The sequence below is a fragment of the Dietzia sp. NPDC055340 genome (assembly GCF_053645335.1).
This window is the reverse complement of the sequence record NZ_JBSHML010000001.1, coordinates 1-17,283: the sequence shown is the minus strand read 5'-3', so window position 1 is coordinate 17,283 and position 17,283 is coordinate 1. Positions and strand designations below refer to the sequence as shown.

Below are 17,283 nucleotides of genomic sequence, written 5' to 3'. Positions count from 1 at the left end.
CTACCTGGCGGCGCCGCGGTCCAGCCGGTCGACGAGCAGGGGCATGCCGTCGCCGGTGAGCTGGTCGAGATCGCTCCGGCGGCCGGCCATCGCCATCACCAGCGCGAGGGTCGGGCCGCTCACCTCGGGCCCGTCGCCGGCGCTGAACGGCCCGTCGGTGGCGCGCAGTTTCAGCCCGGCGGCGGCGGACTTGCTGTTCACCGTGAAGTTCCGGGACACATAGAACCGCGCGACCTCGGTGGCCGCGTCGACGTCGCATCGGCTCGGCAGCCCCAGTGGGTATCGGATGTCCTCGGAGTGCACGATCACCTCGCCCAGGTACGCCGGAAGATCACCCGTCGGGGCAACTGTCGAGTTGATCACCGCACCGAAGATCTCGAGCGTCTCCCGGGGCGTTGACCCCAGATGCTCACGCAGTCGGCGGTCGTTGTGCACGGTAGGCCGGAACCCAGACCCGACGATACTGCGCATCCACGCCCATTTTCCGACCGATGCCGCCGCGCTGAGGTGGGCGACGACATGCTCGACGTCCCATTCGGCGCACAGAGTCGGCTGACGCCACTGCGAATCATCGAGCCCGGCCAGGTCATCCGCGAGAGCCTGACGCGCCTGGTGCGTCGCCTTCCAGATGTCCATGCTCGATGCCTTTCGTCGCCGCCACCGCTCCACCGGGCTCGAGTATTCCCGACGTCGGCGGTTGGCCAGGAGAGATCGCGGAAGCCGCGGAGCCACAGATTGCCACGGGATTGTCGTTCCTCGACCGCTACCCGGGCCCGCGAACCGGCCCCGCCGCCCTCTCCCGGCCGTACGATCGACACGACCATGTGACCCGCATCACCGGGCGTCCGTTGCCGACGACCCGTGAGGCCCCACCGCCGGAAAGCCCCCATGCCCGCAGAAAACACCGCAGAAGTCACCGCCGCCCCGCTCATGCCCGAGCTCGCCTGTTACGGGCTGGCCGGCCACTCCGCATCACCGGCCGACCTGCTGACGGAGACGGCCCGCGCAGAGGAGCTCGGACTCGGGTCGATTCTGCTGTCGGAGCGCTTCGCCCTCAAGGACGCCGGAGTGATGGCCGGGGCCGCGGTCGCCGCCTCGAGCCGCATCGGCATCGGCACGGCCGCGACCAATCACAACACCCGTCACCCTCTGGTCACGGCCACCATGGCCACCACGCTGCACCGGATGTCGGGCGGACGCTACGCGTTCGGACTGGGCAGGGGCATCCCGCTGCTGTTCGACATCATGGGACTGCCCCACGTCACCTCGGCGCAGCTCGCCGACGCCATCGGCATCTACCGCACCCTGTGGCGCGGCGGCGCGGTGGCCGGGCACGACGGCCCCGCCGGCACCTACCCCTACCTGGTGCAGGACACCTCCTTCGACGAGGACATCCCGATCCTGCTCATGGCGATGGGCGACAACTCGCTGCGCCTGGCCGGGCGGCTGGCCGACGGGGTGGTGCTGCACACCTTCATGTCGGACGCCGCGGTAGAGCGGTCGGTACGGTTGGTCCGCGAGTCCGCCGAGAAGACCGGTCGCGATCCCGCATCGGTGCGGATCTGGTCGGTGATGGCGACCATCGAGGACTCGCTCGATGAGGCCGCGCGCCTGCGCAAGCTCGCCGGCCGGTTGGCCACCTACCTGACCGGATACGGCGACGTCCTGGTCCGCGTGAACGGCTGGGACGCGGCCGGGCTCGAGACGTTTCGCTCAGACGAGCGCCTGTCCGCCCACGCAGGTGCGCTCGACGCGACCGACGATCTCGACATCCTCCGGCACGCCCGTGACGTGCTGCCGGACGAGTGGCTCGACTGCGCCGCCGTCGGCAGCGCGAGCCACTGCGCGGACCGGATCGAGGCCCAGCTGGCGCTCGGCGCGGACTCGGTGGTGCTGCACGGCACCACCCCGGACGAGCTCGCGCCCGTGCTCGAGGCGTGGCGGCCACGGCGCGACCCTGCGCGCTTCGCCCACCTCGATCTCAATCCAGGAAGATTCCTCTCCCGGAAGGACACCCCGTCATGACCGTCGTCGAGACCCCACAGGCGGACGCGGCCCGCCCCGCCGTCGCCTGCACTCCGGAGGAGGTCACCGCGGAGTGGCTCTCCACGGCGCTCGCCACAACTGTGCACTCGGTGCGCACGGAGACGATCGGGACCGGCCAGATCGGGTGCTGCGTCCGAGCCCATGTCGAGGGCGACGAGCTCCCACCGACGCTGTTCGTCAAGCTGCCGAACCCGGACGAGGGCATGCGTCCCCTGTTGCACGGCGTGTATCGCAGCGAGGTGTTGTTCTACCGCGACCTCGCGCCGACGGTGGACGTGCGGGTGCCGCGTTGCCGGTTCGCGGCCCTCGGCGAGCGGGACGGCGAGTTCACGCTCGTGCTCGACGACGTCGCGCCTCGCGTGCAGGGCGACCAGCTGGCCGGACTGTCCGTCGCCGACGCGCGTGACAGCGCCGTGAATCTCGCCGGCCTCCACGGCCCGCGGTGGTGCGATCCGTCCCTGCGCGAGACCGCGGACCTGTCAGTGCCGTCCGACGACGACAACGTGGCCCTGCAGGAACTGGGAGGGCCCGCATTGGAGTCATTCCTCGCCGAACTCGGGGATCGCCTCTCCCCCGACGAGCGGCAGGCCCTGTCCGAGATCGCGCCACTCATCGCCCAGTGGGCCAACGGCCGGGCCGAGCGCTTCGGACTCCTGCATGCCGATTACCGGGCCGACAACATGCTGATCGACCCCGCGGGGCGGCTGCCCTCGCTGGCGTGTGACTGGCAGACGCTCACCACGGGGCTGCCCGGCCGGGACCTCGGCGGGTTCCTCGGCTCGAGCCTCACTGTGGACGATCGGCGGGCCGCGGAGCGCGGGATCGTCGCCGACTACCACCGCGCCCTCGTGGGGTACGGCGTGACGGACTACACGGTCGACGAGTGCTGGGACGACTACGTCTACGGGCTACTGCAGACTCCGGTGGTCGGGATCTTCGGGTGGATGTACGGCACCCGGACCGCGCGGGGTGACGAGATGTTCGCGCTGCTCATGCGGCGGTCCTGCCGGGCGATCGCCGACCATGGCGCCCTCGCGGTGGTCCGAAGAGGCTGACGAGCGAAACGCCCGGGCCCCTATTTGGGCCTCACTTTGAGCTATCGAAAGGCTATTGATCAGCCTATAGTGTCGATCATGGATACGATCCCGCTGGGCGAGGCCAAGAACACACTGTCGGCACTGGTCGAACGCGCGGAGACCACCCACGACATCATCACCATCACCCGGCATGGCCGGCCGGCTGCGGTTTTGATGTCGGCTGACGATCTGGAGTCCCTGCGCGAGACGATCTACTGGCTCTCCCGTACGGACACCCGAGAGGCCGTGGCCGACGCTGAGCGCGAGTACGCCGCGGGTGACACCACATCCCTCGCCGACCTTCGCTCCGCATACGGTCTGCCACCACGGTGAGCGCAGAGAACGCGTCACCGTACAACGTCGAGGTCGCCTCCCCGGCCCGGCGAGCGCTGTCGAGATTGCCCGGGCGCGTCGTCCACGCGATCATCGAGTTCATCTCGGGCCCCCTTGCGGCGAATCCGCTGAGACTGCGCAAGCCCCTGCGACACGAGCTCGAGGGATTACGCAGCGCACGGCGGGGGGACTATCGTGTCCTGCTCCGCGTCGACGAGGAGCAGCACACCGTGGTGATCATCGACATTGACCATCGCGCCCACGTCTACCGCACCTGACGCGGCACTCCGGGGCTCGCCGGGCAGGCGGTCACACCGTCCCCGCTCTGCTCGGCCACCACCGTTCAGCCGACGTGCCAGTGACGGCGGATGAGTTCCTCGCGATCGGCCGCATCGTCTCCGGCCGCGGCGGTGTCGTTGCCGTCGTTGTCGTAGGTTTCATCGGAGTCGCGGAGATCCGCGAGCAGGGCATCGATGAGTGCACCGGGGAAGACGCCGTCGGCTTCGAACATCTCGCGCTCGGCCTCGAGTGCGTCGGCGGCCTCCCGGCGCGAGGTGGGCAGACTCTCGAAGTCATCGTGATCGTGGGTGCTGAGCCGCTCGGCCAGCTCCAGGCTCTCCGGATCGCTGAGCCCCCGCGTCGCCGCGACGGCCATGCCGGCCAGCAGCAGGTGCGCATCCGCCGAGCCGTCCCCGAGCCGGAACTCGACGGTCTGGTGATCCGTGGCGGGTTCGGGGATGGGTTCGGTGCCGCCGGGATTGGCGTGCGCGACCATGTCGGCCAACACGCCGCCGCCCCAGGCCAACGGCACCCGGACGAGCCCGGTGCGGTCCTTCATGCCCCAGCAGATGTCCTCTGGCGACTCGTCTCCCTCGGCGAATCGCAGGTAGGACGTGGGGACCGTGTTGCCGAACGCGGACAGCGCCCTCGCTGCGGACAGGTAGCCGGCGATCAGTCGACGCCCGGTGTCGTTGAGACCGTCTTTCCCCACGATGGCGTTGGCACCATCGCGCACCAGCCGACTGTGGAAATGCAGACCGTTTCCCGCGCCCTCGCCGCTCACCAACGGGGCGAATGTCGCCTCGACACCATGGGCGTAGGCGACCTCGCGCACCACCCACTTGGCCAGGACGAGATTGTCGGCCGCCTGCTCCAGCGGCACGGGCTGGAGCTCGATCTCGTGCTGGACCAGTTGCCGGTCCTCCTCGAGGATGTTGCCGACCTCTCCGTGGGCGTACTTGAGCGGCACGCCCATCGCACTGAGGTGGCCCAGCACCTCCTCTCGAACCCGCCGGTGCTTCGAGAACGGACCCGACTCCTGGTAGCCGCGCTCCTCCTCCACGGGGAAGATCTTCTCGGGCTCGTCGACGAGGTAGTACTCCAGCTCGCCGAAGGCCTCCAGCGTCATGCCGGTCTCCTGCGCGAGCACCTCGGCGGCGCGGCGCACGATCTGCTCGCGTGCGTGGGGCAGCGGCTTGCCGGCGTCGTCGTAGAAGGAACACAACACGTCGAGCGAGCGCCGCTCGCCGAAGGGATTGAGGAAGGCGGTGCGGTGACGCGGGACGATGTAGACGTCGCTGGACTCGGTATCGGTGCCGGCGAAGACACTGGAGCCGTCCACGCGCTCGCCTCGCGTCAGCACCTCGAGGAGGTGCTCGCGCGAATTGATGGGGAAAGCCACCGCCTTGAGGCGCCCGTCGCCGCCGACGTAGCGCAGGTTGACCTGGTGCAGCTCCAACTGCTCGACCGCCCGCGCGAGGTCACCGGCGGTGAAGTCGGCCGAGGGCTTGCCGAGCAGGCGGACCAGTGGGTGGGGTTCCAGTGCGTCGATGGCCATACCCCGTTCTACCAGCGTCAGGGCGGGACGGGCCGTCGAGCCGACGACTCCCGCTCCGCAGGTCGGAGCAGAGCCCGGTCAGGTCGTCGCAGGTCTCCCGTGACGCCAGTAGCCGACAAAGTCCACATTCCGCTTGGGCACGCCCCACTCCTGCACGAGGTGACGGCGAGCCCCCGTGGCGAGACCGGACTCGCCGATGAGGTGCGCGTGGACGACGCCGTCCAGTGGAACGGTCGTCTTTACCGCGTCCAGCGCGAGCTGCCCCGGCCGGTCGGCGCCCGATGACGACTCGTCGCGAGGGACCCAACGCACCTCCATCCCGGGTGGCACCCGGAACTTCTGCCGGTCGCCGGCCGTGGGGACTTCGATGATCGCGATCCCCCGGGCCGCCTCCGGGAGTGAGGCACAGATTCCGGCCACGGCGGGCAACGCCGTCTCATCACCGACGAGCAGTGTCCAGTCGTGCGGGTGATCAGGCGTGAAACCGATGCCCTGGTCCAGGAACCCCAGGCGATCACCAGGGCAGGCATCGAGCGCGAACCGAGCTGCCGGTCCCAGACCCCCTGCCTCGTCTCCGTGGATCACGAAGTCAATGTCCACCTCGCTCGTGTCAGGGCGGGCGGCGCGGACCGTGTACGCCCGGACCCACGGGCGCCGTGCCTTGGGTGTGGCGAGATACTGGAGGTACCAACCGATCTCACTGGTACGGGTCGGCAGCTGCAGCGAATCCTGCCCCTCGCGCGCGAAGAAGAGTCGGCACCAGTGGTCGTGCCCTCGCGGCTCCAGGAGGTCCAGCCCGCCGAGGGTCAGGCGGACGAAGCCGGGAGTGATGCGTTCGGTGCGCCGTACGTGCGCCATGGTGAACTGGCGATCGGTCGGAGTGTTCTTCTTTCTCCCCATGGACCGAGGATAGCCTTACCTATCTCGCACGGGCACCCCTCTGTCAGCCGCCCGCCCCGGGAACCATTGCAAATCAGGACAGGTCGAGGAATCCGCGCAGCTGGTCCAGGGCGTCACGGGCCACGGTATAATACGCCCACCTGCCACGCTGCTCGCGGGTCAGCAGACCTACCTCGACGAGACGTTTGAGGTGATGGCTGACCGTGGGTTGGCTGATGTCCACCACATCGAGGAGGTCGCAGGCGCACACGGATTCGCAGCCCCGCGCAGCGATATGCGACAGGAGCCTGAGCCGCGTGGGGTCGGCCAACGCCTTGAACCCGGCGGCCATCGACTCCGCGGTGGGGGCGTCGACGGGCGTGCGCGAGAGCGAGCAGCATCCGCCCGCCGCGGGGTCGCCGACCAGCGCCGCGCCTGCCACTGAACTCGTCGTCGTCGTTGTCGTCGCCATACCCTCACCGCCTCCCCACGAGGTTAGATTGACGATCATCAATACGTCACCCTAGCCTTATCCATAGACATCTATCGATCTGACGGGAGCCGCACATCCGATGAGCGCCACCACTTCTGCGCGCAGTGTCACCCCTGTCGCCAAGGAGATGTCGTTCCTCGACCGCTACCTGGCCGTCTGGATTCTCGCGGCGATGGCGGCCGGACTGCTCCTGGGCCGCTTCGTCCCCGGCCTGGACCGTGCCCTCGATTCGGTGCAGGTCGGTGGCATCTCGGTCCCAATCGCGGTCGGCCTGCTGGTCATGATGTACCCCGTCCTGGCCAAGGTGCGCTACGACGAGACCCACAGGGTGACCGGCGACCGGAAGCTGCTCGGCCTGTCGCTGCTGCTCAACTGGATCATCGGCCCGGCGTTCATGTTCACGCTCGCGTGGGTATTCCTGCCGGACCTGCCGGAATTCCGCACGGGACTGATCATCGTGGGGCTGGCGCGGTGCATCGCGATGGTGTTCATCTGGAACGACCTGGCGTGTGGCGATCGCGAGGCGGCGGCCGTACTGGTGGCCATCAACTCGGTGTTCCAGGTGGTGGCCTTCGGTGCGCTGGGTTGGTTCTACCTGCAGGTCCTGCCGTCGTGGCTCGGACTGGAGACGGTCTCGGCCGAGTTCTCGGTCTGGGCGATCGTCGGCTCGGTCCTGGTGTTCCTCGGGATCCCGCTGCTGGCCGGCTTCGGAACGCGCGTGGTCGGCGAGCGCGCGAAGGGACGCGAGTGGTACGAGGGGACCTTCCTGCCGCGGATCGGCCCGTGGGCCCTGTACGGCCTGCTGTTCACCATCGTCCTGCTGTTCGCGATGCAGGGCGAGGCCATAACCACCCGCCCGCTGGATGTGTCCCGGATGGCCGTTCCGCTGCTGCTCTACTTCGTGCTCATGTTCTTCTTCAGTCTGCTGGTCTCGCGCGCGGTGGGGCTGAACTACGCCAAGTCGACGAGCGTGGCGTTCACGGCGTCGGGCAACAACTTCGAACTCGCGATCGCGGTGTCCATCGGCACGTTCGGTATCGCCTCGGGCCAAGCCCTGGCAGGTGTGGTGGGTCCGCTCATCGAGGTCCCGGTGTTGGTCGGGCTGGTGTACGTCGCGCTGTGGCTCGGACCGCGATTGTTCCCCGGCGATTCGAGCCTGCCCCGCCGCGCCCGGACCACCGTGCCCACCCCGGCTCCGGGCGCAGACCCGTCATGACCGCGAACGCCCCGCAGCCTCGGGTCCCCGGCGTCCTGTTCGTGTGTGTACGCAACGGCGGCAAGTCACAGATGGCGGCCGCACTCATGCGCCACCGCGCCGGCGACGCGGTCGAGGTCCACTCGGCGGGGACCGATCCCGGGCCCACGATCAACGCGCTGTCGGCCGAGGCGGTGGCCGAGCTCGGCGCGGACATGTCCGGTAAGGTGCCCCGCGCGATCGACCCCGACCTTCTGCGCCGCGTGGACCGGGTGGTGGTGCTCGGCGCCGACGCCGCACGAGACCTCGTCGCGCGGGGTGATGTCGGCGTCTCCGACGACGACACCGCCCGCACCGTCATCACGTGGATCACTGATGAGCCTTCGGGTAGGGGCATCGACGGACTGGAGAGGATGCGCCTGATTCGCGACGACATCGACCGCCGTGTCCACGACCTCCTTGCCGAATTCACCGCGGAACGGGCCGACCCATCGCCGCGCTGACCACGGAACGCGCCACGGGCACCGCGCCAATCGCACTGAGCCTGCTCGGCCGGAGCGCCCGGTCTCACCCCAGCGACGACATGGTGGCGACCCGTTTGGTGCGCCTCACCCCGATCGGCTCCAGGACCGAGCGGACGAACGGCTCGGGATCGATACGGGCTTCCGGTGACGTGGCGCCGGTGATGATGGGCCGCCGGGCATCCGACAACGAGATGGAGGCGACCGTTCGAATCGTCCTGCGGCCCCTCGGCCCGCATCGTCGCGGCCACGGGGCCGCCTCAGGACAGACGCGAACCCTCTTTGACTTTGAACCAGATCGAAAAGTCCTCGGCCGCCTGACGCACCACGGCGTCGTCCGAACTGCTCGTCAGGTCATCGAAGCTGTCCCGGACCCCTTCGACCCCGGTCGGCCGAGTGTCCGCGGGGGCGCCGAACCCCATTCTCCAGTCCGCGAAACTACGCTCGACCGCCCGCTCCACCACCAGAACACGCACACGGGCATGCCTGTCATCGACACAGATGCTCTCCATCAGCGAGTCGATCTCAGACGGGGGTCCCTCCAGAAACTGGATGAAGCAATTGCTCCTGTACAGCAGAGCGCCGGTGATGCCCGCTTGCAGATTGTGCCGCCTGGCGGTGAACAGGATGGACTCGAGATCGGTGTGCGACATCGGTCGCGTAGCCACACTGGAGTACACCAGATACTTGAGGTCGCCCGTCCCAGACGGCCGATCGGTGGACACAACGGCGGTCATTGACGATCCCCTCCACCAGACGAGGCGAAGTACAGTTCGTTCAGAAACGCCATGGAGCTCTCCAACGTGCTGGCCTCGCCTCGCAGCACCGACATCTTGTCGAACTTCCTGAACGTGCCATCGACAGTCTGGTCGATGTAGCCGACGAAATTGCCCCTGAAGTTGCCGACGAAGAACTTCTCCTCCACTTGCGACCAACGGACCTGCCGGTCCCCGTCGACTGTCTGGCTCATCGTTGCCTCATCACCATCTGGACGTGTGACTTAATCGTTGGACGACTCTGCCAGAGGTGCACCCGCCGCACCACCGGACCAGCGAGGCGTCGCCGACGCTTTCCTGCTACGGCTCGCTTCCGTCCGGCGCCAGCGTTCGATGGGGGCTACGGCGATTCGTTCTCCTGACTCGTAGGGGTGGGGTTCAACTCCACAGTGGTCCGCAGGCGCGTCTCGCGAACGGCCAGAACCGCGACCACGGTGACTACTCCGATAAGCGCCGTGACCATGAACAGATGCCCGAAGGCATCAGCGTAGGAGTCATGGAAGATCTGCTGGATCGGCGCCGGCAGACCACTGATGTCCAGGCTGGTCTCTGCCGAGCCTTCGCTGCTTCCCAGTTGTCCGCTCGTCATACCAAGCTCGCCGAGACGGTCTCGAATCTGAGCAGCGACCTCGTTGGTCAAGACAGCGCCGAGTGCGGAGACACCGATCGCTCCGCCGAGGGATCGGAAGAACGCGATCGCCGCGGAAGCGGCTCCGACTTCCCGGACGTCGACGATATTCTGCACTGCCAGCACGATGTTCTGGATCAGGGTTCCTACACCGATCCCCATCAACGCCATCGACACCGCGACCCACAGATACCCGGTTGTGTGGTCGACCATCCCCAGGCCCGCGAGACCAGTCACCATCAGGATGCTGCCGATGACCATGATCGGCTTCCACCGGCCGGTGCGGCTTACGATCATCCCACCGATCGCCGAGGACGCCGTCTGGAAGACGATCATCGGCAAGATGAGCAACCCGGCCTGGGTCGGTGAGTAGCCCCCACCCAGCTGGAAGTACTGAGTCAGGAACACCGCCGGAGCGAACATCGCCACACCCACCGCCAAGCTGGCGACGATCATCAATGCTGCGGTGTTGGTCCGCAGCACCCGGATGGGCACGATCGGCTCGGCAGCCCGCAGCTCGACGATGACCGCCGCCGCGGTCACGACGACGAACGCGCCGATGAACGCTGCAGACTGCCAGGAAACCCATGCGTACTCGCTGCCCGCGAAGGTCACCCACAACATCGGGAGCGCCGCGCAGAGCGCGATCAGCACGGCCCCTGCGTAGTCGATCGTGACCTTTCTGGATTCGATCAACGGGATACGGAGTTTGACCTGGATGAGAACCATCGCCACAACGGCGAGCGGGACGCAGACGAAGTAGGTCCACCTCCATCCCAGGCCATCAGTGATCACACCGCCCAGCAGTGGCCCGGAGACTGTCGCGATGCCCATGACACCGCCCATATATCCGGCGTAACGGCCGCGTTCCCGGGGGGCGATGATCGAACCCATGATGGACTGAACCAGGGCCATCAGCCCGCCCATCGCGATTCCTTGAACGACGCGGGCCCCCATCATCATCGCCACCGACGTGGACAGGCCCGCCGCAACAGAACCCACCACGAACAACACGATGGTCAGCTGAACCAGCATCTTCTTATCGAACAGATCCGAGAGCTTGCCCCAGACCGGTGTACTGACGGTCATCATCAGCAAACTCGTGGTGATCACCCACGTGTACTGGCGTTGGGTGCCGTTGAGGTCGGCCATGATCGTGGGCAACGCCGTGGACACAATGGTGTTGGAGATCAAGGCGGTGAACAGTGCGGCCAAGAGGCCGGTCATCACCTGGAGCACCTCGCGATGAGGTAACGCCTGGTATCCGGGAGGCGCGCTGGCCTGTTCAGCCATAGGTCGTTGACTCATTTCTCTCCCGCGGTCATGGTCGCAGCGAGCTCGTCGAGGTGGTCGTTCAGTTTCTTCAGTAACTGGAGCGTCCGGGCGGGGCAGAGCTCGGTGTCTCTGGCGAGGATCTCCGCGAATCGGTCGGCAATCGCCTGCTGACGTCGTTGCAAGTCCACTCGGCCGCGATCAGTGATCGAGATCAGCCAGGCACGAGCATCGTCAGGATCGCGACGCCGACAGACCAGCCCGTCCACCTCGAGCGAGTCCACTGCCCGCGACACGACGGACGGGGATAGGAAGAGTCGATGTGCGATCTCCCCCGATCGTTCGTCACCGTCGATCAGAAACCGCATCACGCCGACCTTGGTGCCAGAGATGTCCTCCTGTCCGCGGTGCTGCCCTGCGTACCGGAACAGACGCAAGGTGCGGACAAGCTCCACGAGAATCTCGCCGGCGTCACTGCGTCGAGTCACTGCCACTCCTTCATAGTTGCTTGCTGCACGCAACTATAGACACGGTCAGCTTTGCCGTGTCGCCAGCAGCCCGTCAAAACGACTGGGTGAGACAATGGCGGGTGACTGCAGGTCTACGAAACTGGTTCAAAAACTGGCCACCTCCCCGGGCGAGTTCATGTGTCTCGAAAACCTTTAAATTATTGAGACGTGGCCCGCGCTCCGTCCCGGTGAAGGCTCGGCACTGGAACAGGACACTGGCCGCTGCGGCCCGCTGTGATCGGGGTCGAGGGCGAGAGCGTCCAGTGAGGGTTCTTCGACTGGGACGGGACGCGTGGTGACCTCCCGCTTGCCATATGTGGCTGCGGGCGACGTCGGTCCTCCCCGGACGCGGTAGGCGGTCTGGACCATTCCGCCGTCGAGAACCGCGGTGAGGACATGCTTGAGATGCACGTCTTCGCCCAGCGGCCCGAACAGTGAGGGCCCGTCGCCGATGAGCACGGGCACATGGGAGAGCGTGAGTTCGTCGACAAGTTTGGAGGCAAGGAACCAACGGATGGTCTCGCCACCGTCGACGTAGACGCGCCGGTAGCCGTCCCGCTGCAGCGCGTCGATAGCCGCCTCGCCGGAGCGATGCACGGTGATCCGGGGATCTCCGTCTGCTGCGAGGGACGTGCTGATCACATGTATCGGCCGATCGAGGTAGGGCCAGTGCTCGTCGGAAGCGATGGCCTCGTAGGTTCGCCGGCCCATCACTACAGCCTCAACTGACTCCACGAAGGGCGTGAAGCCCGCGTCCCCGGCGGCGGCGCCGCGGCTGGTCAGCCACTCGAGGTCGCCATCAGGCCGAGCGATGCGGCCGTCGACGCTCAGCCCGAGAAAGACGGCGGCGCGGAGGGTCTGTTGCGATGCGGCCACAGGACCGATTCTGCTAGCGCCGAACACCGGCACGCAAGCGAAGCCGACAGCCGTCGCTCCAGTTCCACGTGCTCCGATAGGCGTCCCGCAGGATGTAACCCAAGGGGCAGCACCCGTGAGAGCTCCGCGATCCTGGCCGCCACCCGACAGGCTGACGAATGGCCCGGCCCCTGACATACACCTTGTCGCATCCGACGCGAGGCGCACCACACCTGGCGCGAGGCAGGAGCGAGGAGCACACTTATCCGGTGAACGGTCTCGGACGACTGGGCCTGCGCGCTCCCCGGCTCCTACGTGCTGGTCAGCGCGGCGCGCCGGCTCGACCCATGCTGGTCGTAGGCGCGCTGGGGGTGGTGTTCGGCGACATCGGCACCAGCCCGCTGTACGCCCTGCACACCGCGTTCAGCATGCGCCACAACGCCGTGGAGGTGACGCCGCACAACGTCTACGGCATCATCTCGATGGTCCTGTGGACCATCACCGCGATCGTGACGGTCAAGTACGTGCTGCTGGTGATCCGCGCGGACAACGACGGCGAGGGCGGGATACTCGCACTGGTGGCACTGCTCCGCCGCAGGCTCCCGGGGCACCGGATCGGCGCGATGGTGACGATCATCGGCATCCTCGGCGCAGCGCTGTTCTTCGGTGACGCGGTCATCACACCGGCGATCTCGGTGCTCAGTGCGGTAGAAGGACTGACCGTCAGCGCGCCGGGCCTGGAGTCGGCTGTCGTCCCGCTGACCGTGGCGATCCTGATCGCCCTGTTCCTCGTCCAGCCTTACGGCACCACCCGGGTGTCCGGGGCGTTCGGTCCGATCATGGTCGTGTGGTTCGTGGCCCTGGCACTGCTCGGGGTCCCGCAGATCGTCGCCCACCCGGAAATCCTGACCAGCCTGTCGCCGCACTGGGCGTTCGATCTCCTCCTGCGGCATCCCTTCGAGGCGTTCGTCCTCCTCGGCGCGGTCGTCCTCACCGTGACCGGCGCCGAGGCGCTGTACGCCGACCTGGGGCACTTCTCCGCATCCGCGATCAGGCGCGCATGGTTCCTGGTCGTGCTGCCGGCGCTGACGTTGGTCTATCTGGGCCAGGGCGCACTGGTCATCTCGCACCCGGACGCGGTGGGCAACCCGCTGTTCCACCTCGCCCCTGATGTTCTGCAGGTCCCGCTCGTCGTGCTGGCCACGGCGGCGACGATCATCGCCTCGCAGGCCGTCATCTCGGGCGCGTTCTCGATCGCCCACCAGGCCGTCCGCCTGTCCCTCCTGCCGCGCTTGGCGATGCGGTACACCTCCAGGCGCCGGGCGGGCGAGATCTACGTGCCGGCCCTCAACTGGCTGCTCTTCGTCGCGGTCCTGGCCGTGGTGCTGCTCTTCGGCTCGTCCGAGTCGCTGGCCAGTGCGTACGGGTTCGCCGTGACGGGGACCCTGGTGCTCGAGTCCCTGCTGTTCATGGTGTTGGCCGTGTCGGTCTGGCACTGGAGGTGGCCGGTGGTCGCCCTCTACGTCGCGACGGTGGGCACTCTCGAGCTCGTCCTGCTGGCAGCCAACGCCACCAAGCTCCCCGAGGGCGGATGGCTTCCCGTCCTTCTGGCTGCGGCCGTAGTGGTGGTGATGACGTGCTGGCGCCGCGGCCACGCGACGGTCGCCTCCGCGCGGAGGCAGCTGGAGCGACCGTTGGACGATTTCCTCGCCTGCCTCAACGAGGAGTCGGTGCAGCGTTCCCCGCAGGTGGCGGTATTTCCGCACTCCGACCCGGACACCACACCACTGGCCCTGGTCAGCTGCGTGTCGGACCTGAAGATCTTCCCGGAGCAGGTGATCCTGGTCCGGTTGGAGCATCGCAACGTCCCCCGGGCCCGCTCCGCGGACAAGTACCGCATGGACACGTTTGCCACCCCTCTGGGCGAGGTCGTCAGAGTTACCGTGCGAGTCGGGTTCACGGAGTCCCAGAACATCCCGCTACACCTCGCGCGGGCCTCCCAGCGGCTGGACGGTCTGACCTTCGCCCACGAGGAGGCCACCTTCTTCCTGTCCGTTCTCGCCCTCCGGCCGGCGCGCCCGCCGGGCTTCCGGCACTGGCGCGAGCGGCTCTTCCTCGCCATGGAGAAGAACCAGGCCAACCGCACCGAGGTGTTCCACCTACCGCCCGACCGCACGGTGGTCATGGGCGAGGTGCTGCACATCTGACGCGATGCTCCGGGCCCCAGGGGTCTAGAACCAGACGCCCGCCAGCAGCTTCAGCGAGCGGTCGCGCACGTCCGGGTCAAAGGCGTAGGTCACGGTGATGAGCTCGTCGGCGCCGGTGCGCTCGGCGAACACCTCCAACTGCGCCTTCACCGTGTCCGGCGACCCCACGGCGCTGATGTCGAGCATCGACGGCACGCCGCCCGGGAACTCGGACGGGTCGACGGGCGGCTGGATCTTGCGCTGCCGCCCGCTACGGATGTCGAGGAACATCTGCTGGATGGTGGTGAACTGCCGCCGCGCTTCCTCGTCGGTGTCGGCGACCATCACGTTGATGCCGGCCATGACGTACGGCTTCTCGATCCGCGCGGTGGGCGCCTCCGTGCTGAACGTCTCGCGGTACACGCGCACGGCGTCATCGATCTGGTCGGGCGCGAAGTGCGAGGCCAGCGAGAACGGCAGGCCCAGCTGGCCGGCGATGGAGGCCCCGTTGACGGTCGAGCCGAGCACCCAGATCGGCACCTCCATGCCCTGGGAGACCGAAGAGAAGATCGGGGTGCTGTGCGCGGTGCCGGACTCGCCGAACCAGCCCTGCAGGTCGTAGATGTGTTGGGCGAAGGCCTGCGGCTCGGCGGAGGAGCGGCTCAGCGCCTGGGCGGTCATGCCGTCGGTGCCGGGGGCGCGGCCGAGGCCGAGGTCGATACGGTCGCCGTGGATGTTGGCGAGGGTGCCGTACTGCTCGGCCACCATCAGCGGCGCGTGGTTGGGCAGCATGACGCCGCCGGAGCCGACGCGGATGTTCTCGGTGACGCCGGCGGCCTGCGAGATGAGCAGCGAGGTGGCCTTGGAGGCGAGGTTGGGCGTGTTGTGGTGCTCGGCAAACCAGAGTCGGTGGTAGCCCAGCTCGTCGGCGAGCTTGGCGGACTTCATCGAGGCGGCGATCCCGTCGCGGGCGGTGGAGCCCTCGGGAATGGAGACCAGGTCGAGGATGCTCAGGGGGATGGCCATGTGGGTTCGCCTTCTGCTGTCGAGGGGGCCGGCGGGAGGAGTCCACACCCGCAGGCGGACTCCGCGGCACTATGTTCGCGATGCTACTTAAATCCCCCGGTCTGTGACGGATCACCAAGCCCCGGCGGGGGCGCCGGAGGAGTGACGACGACGACAACGTTCCCCCTCCCCCACCATTGCCTCCGCCGGGGTCCCGATTCGAGCCCCATCCGATATGTCGTACGTCACACTGAAATCGGCCGCGAGCACAGCCCGCGCCATCAGGCACCCGGTGAGGGGTTGACGAACAATGACACAGACCGACAAGCCGCTGGACCAGACGGTGACGTCCGGCGAGGCCGATCTCGACGACCTGCGCCGTCGCCTCACGTCGTGGCTGTCGGGACGCCCCGAAGTCGCCGGCGGCGCGGGTGACGCACCCGACGGACGGGGCGGCGTCGAGGTGGGCGAGGTAACCCGGCCGGAGGCGTCGGGGATGTCCAACATCTCGGTACTTTTCGACGCCTCCTGGACGTCGGCGGACACCGGCGAGCGAGAGTCCGCACAGCTCGTGGCGCGGATGTGCCCGCTCGACGATGCCTTCCCGGTGTTCCCGGTGTACGACCTGGCCCGGCAGTTCGACGTGATGCGGGTCGTCGGCGAGCACACCGATCTGCCCGTCCCGCTCGTGCGCTGGCTCGAGGAGGACCCGGCAGTGCTGGGGTCGCCGTTCCTGGTGATGGACCGGGCCACCGGCGTCGCGCCCGTCGACAACCCCCCGTACGTGTTCGGCGGCTGGCTGCTCGAGATGAGCCCCGAGCAGCGGGCGGAATTGCAGCGCGAGTCCGTGGCCGTGCTCGCCGCGATCCACGGGATCGACAGGCCCGCGGAGCTCCTCCCCTCGCTCGCCCCGGCCCGTCCCGGCGAGGACGACGGCCTACGGGCGCACGTGGACGAGCAGCGCGAGTACTACGAGTGGACGGTCCGCGAGGGCGGCCTGAGGATCCCGGTGATCGAGAAGGCCTTCGCCTGGATCGAAGCCAACTGGCCCGCGGACCCCGGCCCGGACGTGCTCAGCTGGGGCGATGCCCGGATCGGCAACATCCTCTACGAGGGCACCACCCCGACCGCCGTGCTGGACTGGGAGATGGCGGCCCTCGCGCCGGCCGAGGTGGACCTGGGCTGGTTCCTGTACTTCCACGACCTGTTCCAGGATCTGGCGGTCACGTACGGCTTCCCCGGTATCCCGGACCTGTTCGACCACGACCAGGTCATCGGCGAGTACGAACAACTCACGGGCCGGACGGTCCGCGATCTGCCGTTCTATTACGCCTACGCGGGCCTGAGGCAGGCGGTGATCCTGGCACGAATTCATCGTCGTCGTATCGAGTTCGGTGAGGCGGAGGCCCCCGACAACCCGGACGACTATGTCCTGCACAACACCATGCTCTACAGGCTCATCGCCGACTGACAGGGCTCACGCCAGGTTGCGCAGTCGGGGCTCGAGGTCCGTGGAGAACAGGTCCAGGAAGCGTTTCTGGTCGTGGCCGGGGGCGTGGAAGACCAGGTGGTTCAGGCCGGCGTCGACGTACTGCTTGACCTGCTCGACCGCGTCGTCGGGGTCGGAGGCGACGATCCAGCGCTTGGCGACCTGCTCGATGGGCAACTCGTC

The 17,283-nt window shown here is 67.7% G+C and carries 18 protein-coding genes and 1 pseudogene; 8 read left to right on the top strand and 11 right to left on the bottom strand.

Annotation, left to right across the window (positions count from 1 at the left end; translation table 11 throughout):
• Complete coding sequence (locus ACWIFB_RS00095; protein WP_454056908.1) at nucleotides 1–636, bottom strand: maleylpyruvate isomerase family mycothiol-dependent enzyme; 636 nt, start codon at nucleotides 634–636, stop codon at nucleotides 1–3.
• Between the two features lie 252 nt (nucleotides 637–888).
• On the opposite strand from ACWIFB_RS00095, the gene ACWIFB_RS00090 reads away from it, so the two are divergent.
• From ACWIFB_RS00090 to ACWIFB_RS00075, 4 genes are all read left to right on the top strand, one after another.
• Nucleotides 889–2,025: a TIGR03857 family LLM class F420-dependent oxidoreductase gene (locus ACWIFB_RS00090; protein ID WP_454056907.1), complete on the top strand. Its 1,137-nt coding sequence runs from the start codon at nucleotides 889–891 to the stop codon at nucleotides 2,023–2,025.
• Nucleotides 2,022–3,101, top strand: coding sequence for a phosphotransferase family protein (locus ACWIFB_RS00085; RefSeq protein ID WP_295648678.1), 1,080 nt, complete (start codon nucleotides 2,022–2,024; stop codon nucleotides 3,099–3,101). Before ACWIFB_RS00090 ends, ACWIFB_RS00085 begins: the two co-directional genes overlap by 4 nt.
• A 78-nt stretch (nucleotides 3,102–3,179) precedes the next feature.
• Nucleotides 3,180–3,455, top strand: a complete 276-nt coding sequence (locus ACWIFB_RS00080) for a type II toxin-antitoxin system Phd/YefM family antitoxin (protein WP_230929806.1) — start codon at nucleotides 3,180–3,182, stop codon at nucleotides 3,453–3,455.
• The gene (locus ACWIFB_RS00075) at nucleotides 3,452–3,733 is read left to right on the top strand and encodes a type II toxin-antitoxin system RelE family toxin (protein WP_454056906.1); all 282 of its coding nucleotides are present in this window, start codon (nucleotides 3,452–3,454) and stop codon (nucleotides 3,731–3,733) included. Before ACWIFB_RS00080 ends, ACWIFB_RS00075 begins: the two co-directional genes overlap by 4 nt.
• 65 nt (nucleotides 3,734–3,798) lie before the next feature.
• Here the strand turns inward: ACWIFB_RS00075 and ACWIFB_RS00070 are convergent, their stop codons facing one another.
• The 3 genes from ACWIFB_RS00070 to ACWIFB_RS00060 form a co-directional block, all read right to left on the bottom strand.
• Nucleotides 3,799–5,292, bottom strand: coding sequence for a glutamine synthetase beta-grasp domain-containing protein (locus ACWIFB_RS00070; protein ID WP_454056905.1), 1,494 nt, complete (start codon nucleotides 5,290–5,292; stop codon nucleotides 3,799–3,801).
• A 78-nt stretch (nucleotides 5,293–5,370) separates the two neighbouring features.
• Nucleotides 5,371–6,192, bottom strand: coding sequence for a siderophore-interacting protein (locus tag ACWIFB_RS00065; RefSeq protein WP_454056904.1), 822 nt, complete (start codon nucleotides 6,190–6,192; stop codon nucleotides 5,371–5,373).
• Between the two features lie 73 nt (nucleotides 6,193–6,265).
• On the bottom strand, nucleotides 6,266–6,682 hold the full coding sequence (locus ACWIFB_RS00060) for an ArsR/SmtB family transcription factor (protein ID WP_454056903.1): 417 nt from the start codon (nucleotides 6,680–6,682) through the stop codon (nucleotides 6,266–6,268).
• Between the two features lie 61 nt (nucleotides 6,683–6,743).
• Between ACWIFB_RS00060 and arsB the strand changes: the two genes are divergently transcribed.
• Entirely contained in the window at nucleotides 6,744–7,880 is a 1,137-nt protein-coding gene (arsB, locus tag ACWIFB_RS00055) for an ACR3 family arsenite efflux transporter (protein ID WP_295648692.1), read from the top strand.
• Nucleotides 7,877–8,362: an arsenate-mycothiol transferase ArsC gene (locus tag ACWIFB_RS00050; protein WP_230929800.1), complete on the top strand. Its 486-nt coding sequence runs from the start codon at nucleotides 7,877–7,879 to the stop codon at nucleotides 8,360–8,362. The genes arsB and ACWIFB_RS00050 overlap by 4 nt, the downstream gene beginning before the upstream one ends.
• A gap of 278 nt (nucleotides 8,363–8,640) precedes the next feature.
• On the opposite strand, the gene ACWIFB_RS00045 is transcribed toward ACWIFB_RS00050, so the two are convergent.
• The 5 genes from ACWIFB_RS00045 to ACWIFB_RS00025 all read right to left on the bottom strand — a co-directional run bounded on the left by ACWIFB_RS00045 (nucleotide 8,641) and on the right by ACWIFB_RS00025 (nucleotide 12,441).
• On the bottom strand, nucleotides 8,641–9,117 hold the full coding sequence (locus tag ACWIFB_RS00045) for a BLUF domain-containing protein (RefSeq protein WP_230929799.1): 477 nt from the start codon (nucleotides 9,115–9,117) through the stop codon (nucleotides 8,641–8,643).
• Nucleotides 9,114–9,350, bottom strand: a complete 237-nt coding sequence (locus ACWIFB_RS00040) for a hypothetical protein (RefSeq protein ID WP_295648699.1) — start codon at nucleotides 9,348–9,350, stop codon at nucleotides 9,114–9,116. Before ACWIFB_RS00040 ends, ACWIFB_RS00045 begins: the two co-directional genes overlap by 4 nt.
• Nucleotides 9,351–9,496: 146 nt before the next feature.
• Nucleotides 9,497–11,077, bottom strand: a complete 1,581-nt coding sequence (locus ACWIFB_RS00035) for an MDR family MFS transporter (RefSeq protein WP_454056902.1) — start codon at nucleotides 11,075–11,077, stop codon at nucleotides 9,497–9,499.
• Nucleotides 11,078–11,088: 11 nt separating this feature from the next.
• Nucleotides 11,089–11,544, bottom strand: coding sequence for a MarR family winged helix-turn-helix transcriptional regulator (locus ACWIFB_RS00030; RefSeq protein ID WP_230929797.1), 456 nt, complete (start codon nucleotides 11,542–11,544; stop codon nucleotides 11,089–11,091).
• 174 nt (nucleotides 11,545–11,718) lie between these two features.
• Nucleotides 11,719–12,441, bottom strand: coding sequence for a dihydrofolate reductase family protein (locus ACWIFB_RS00025; RefSeq protein ID WP_454056901.1), 723 nt, complete (start codon nucleotides 12,439–12,441; stop codon nucleotides 11,719–11,721).
• A gap of 248 nt (nucleotides 12,442–12,689) precedes the next feature.
• Here ACWIFB_RS00025 and ACWIFB_RS00020 point away from each other — a divergent pair, with 248 nt between their 5' ends.
• Nucleotides 12,690–14,627, top strand: a complete 1,938-nt coding sequence (locus ACWIFB_RS00020; RefSeq protein WP_454056900.1) for a potassium transporter Kup — start codon at nucleotides 12,690–12,692, stop codon at nucleotides 14,625–14,627.
• 24 nt (nucleotides 14,628–14,651) lie between these two features.
• Here the strand turns inward: ACWIFB_RS00020 and ACWIFB_RS00015 are convergent, their stop codons facing one another.
• Nucleotides 14,652–15,632, bottom strand: a complete 981-nt coding sequence (locus tag ACWIFB_RS00015; protein ID WP_454056899.1) for an LLM class flavin-dependent oxidoreductase — start codon at nucleotides 15,630–15,632, stop codon at nucleotides 14,652–14,654.
• A 289-nt stretch (nucleotides 15,633–15,921) separates the two neighbouring features.
• Here ACWIFB_RS00015 and ACWIFB_RS00010 point away from each other — a divergent pair, with 289 nt between their 5' ends.
• On the top strand, nucleotides 15,922–17,082 hold the full coding sequence (locus tag ACWIFB_RS00010; RefSeq protein WP_454056898.1) for a phosphotransferase family protein: 1,161 nt from the start codon (nucleotides 15,922–15,924) through the stop codon (nucleotides 17,080–17,082).
• 6 nt (nucleotides 17,083–17,088) lie between these two features.
• Here the strand turns inward: ACWIFB_RS00010 and ACWIFB_RS00005 are convergent.
• Nucleotides 17,089–17,283 (bottom strand): annotated as a pseudogene (locus tag ACWIFB_RS00005) (glucose-6-phosphate dehydrogenase (coenzyme-F420)); the annotation flags it as partial.

Excerpts from the sequence above, each read along its gene's own strand:
- ACWIFB_RS00095 (WP_454056908.1), bottom strand. The coding sequence starts at position 636 with ATGGACATCTGGAAGGCGACGCACCAGGCGCGTCAGGCTCTCGCGGAT.
- ACWIFB_RS00090 (WP_454056907.1), top strand. The coding sequence starts at position 889 with ATGCCCGCAGAAAACACCGCAGAAGTCACCGCCGCCCCGCTCATGCCC.
- ACWIFB_RS00085 (WP_295648678.1), top strand. The coding sequence starts at position 2,022 with ATGACCGTCGTCGAGACCCCACAGGCGGACGCGGCCCGCCCCGCCGTC.
- ACWIFB_RS00080 (WP_230929806.1), top strand. The coding sequence starts at position 3,180 with ATGGATACGATCCCGCTGGGCGAGGCCAAGAACACACTGTCGGCACTG.
- ACWIFB_RS00070 (WP_454056905.1), bottom strand. The coding sequence starts at position 5,292 with ATGGCCATCGACGCACTGGAACCCCACCCACTGGTCCGCCTGCTCGGC.
- ACWIFB_RS00065 (WP_454056904.1), bottom strand. The coding sequence starts at position 6,192 with ATGGGGAGAAAGAAGAACACTCCGACCGATCGCCAGTTCACCATGGCG.
- ACWIFB_RS00060 (WP_454056903.1), bottom strand. The coding sequence starts at position 6,682 with ATGATCGTCAATCTAACCTCGTGGGGAGGCGGTGAGGGTATGGCGACG.
- arsB (WP_295648692.1), top strand. The coding sequence starts at position 6,744 with ATGAGCGCCACCACTTCTGCGCGCAGTGTCACCCCTGTCGCCAAGGAG.
- ACWIFB_RS00050 (WP_230929800.1), top strand. The coding sequence starts at position 7,877 with ATGACCGCGAACGCCCCGCAGCCTCGGGTCCCCGGCGTCCTGTTCGTG.
- ACWIFB_RS00045 (WP_230929799.1), bottom strand. The coding sequence starts at position 9,117 with ATGACCGCCGTTGTGTCCACCGATCGGCCGTCTGGGACGGGCGACCTC.
- ACWIFB_RS00040 (WP_295648699.1), bottom strand. The coding sequence starts at position 9,350 with ATGAGCCAGACAGTCGACGGGGACCGGCAGGTCCGTTGGTCGCAAGTG.
- ACWIFB_RS00035 (WP_454056902.1), bottom strand. The coding sequence starts at position 11,077 with ATGGCTGAACAGGCCAGCGCGCCTCCCGGATACCAGGCGTTACCTCAT.
- ACWIFB_RS00015 (WP_454056899.1), bottom strand. The coding sequence starts at position 15,632 with ATGGCCATCCCCCTGAGCATCCTCGACCTGGTCTCCATTCCCGAGGGC.
- ACWIFB_RS00010 (WP_454056898.1), top strand. The coding sequence starts at position 15,922 with ATGACACAGACCGACAAGCCGCTGGACCAGACGGTGACGTCCGGCGAG.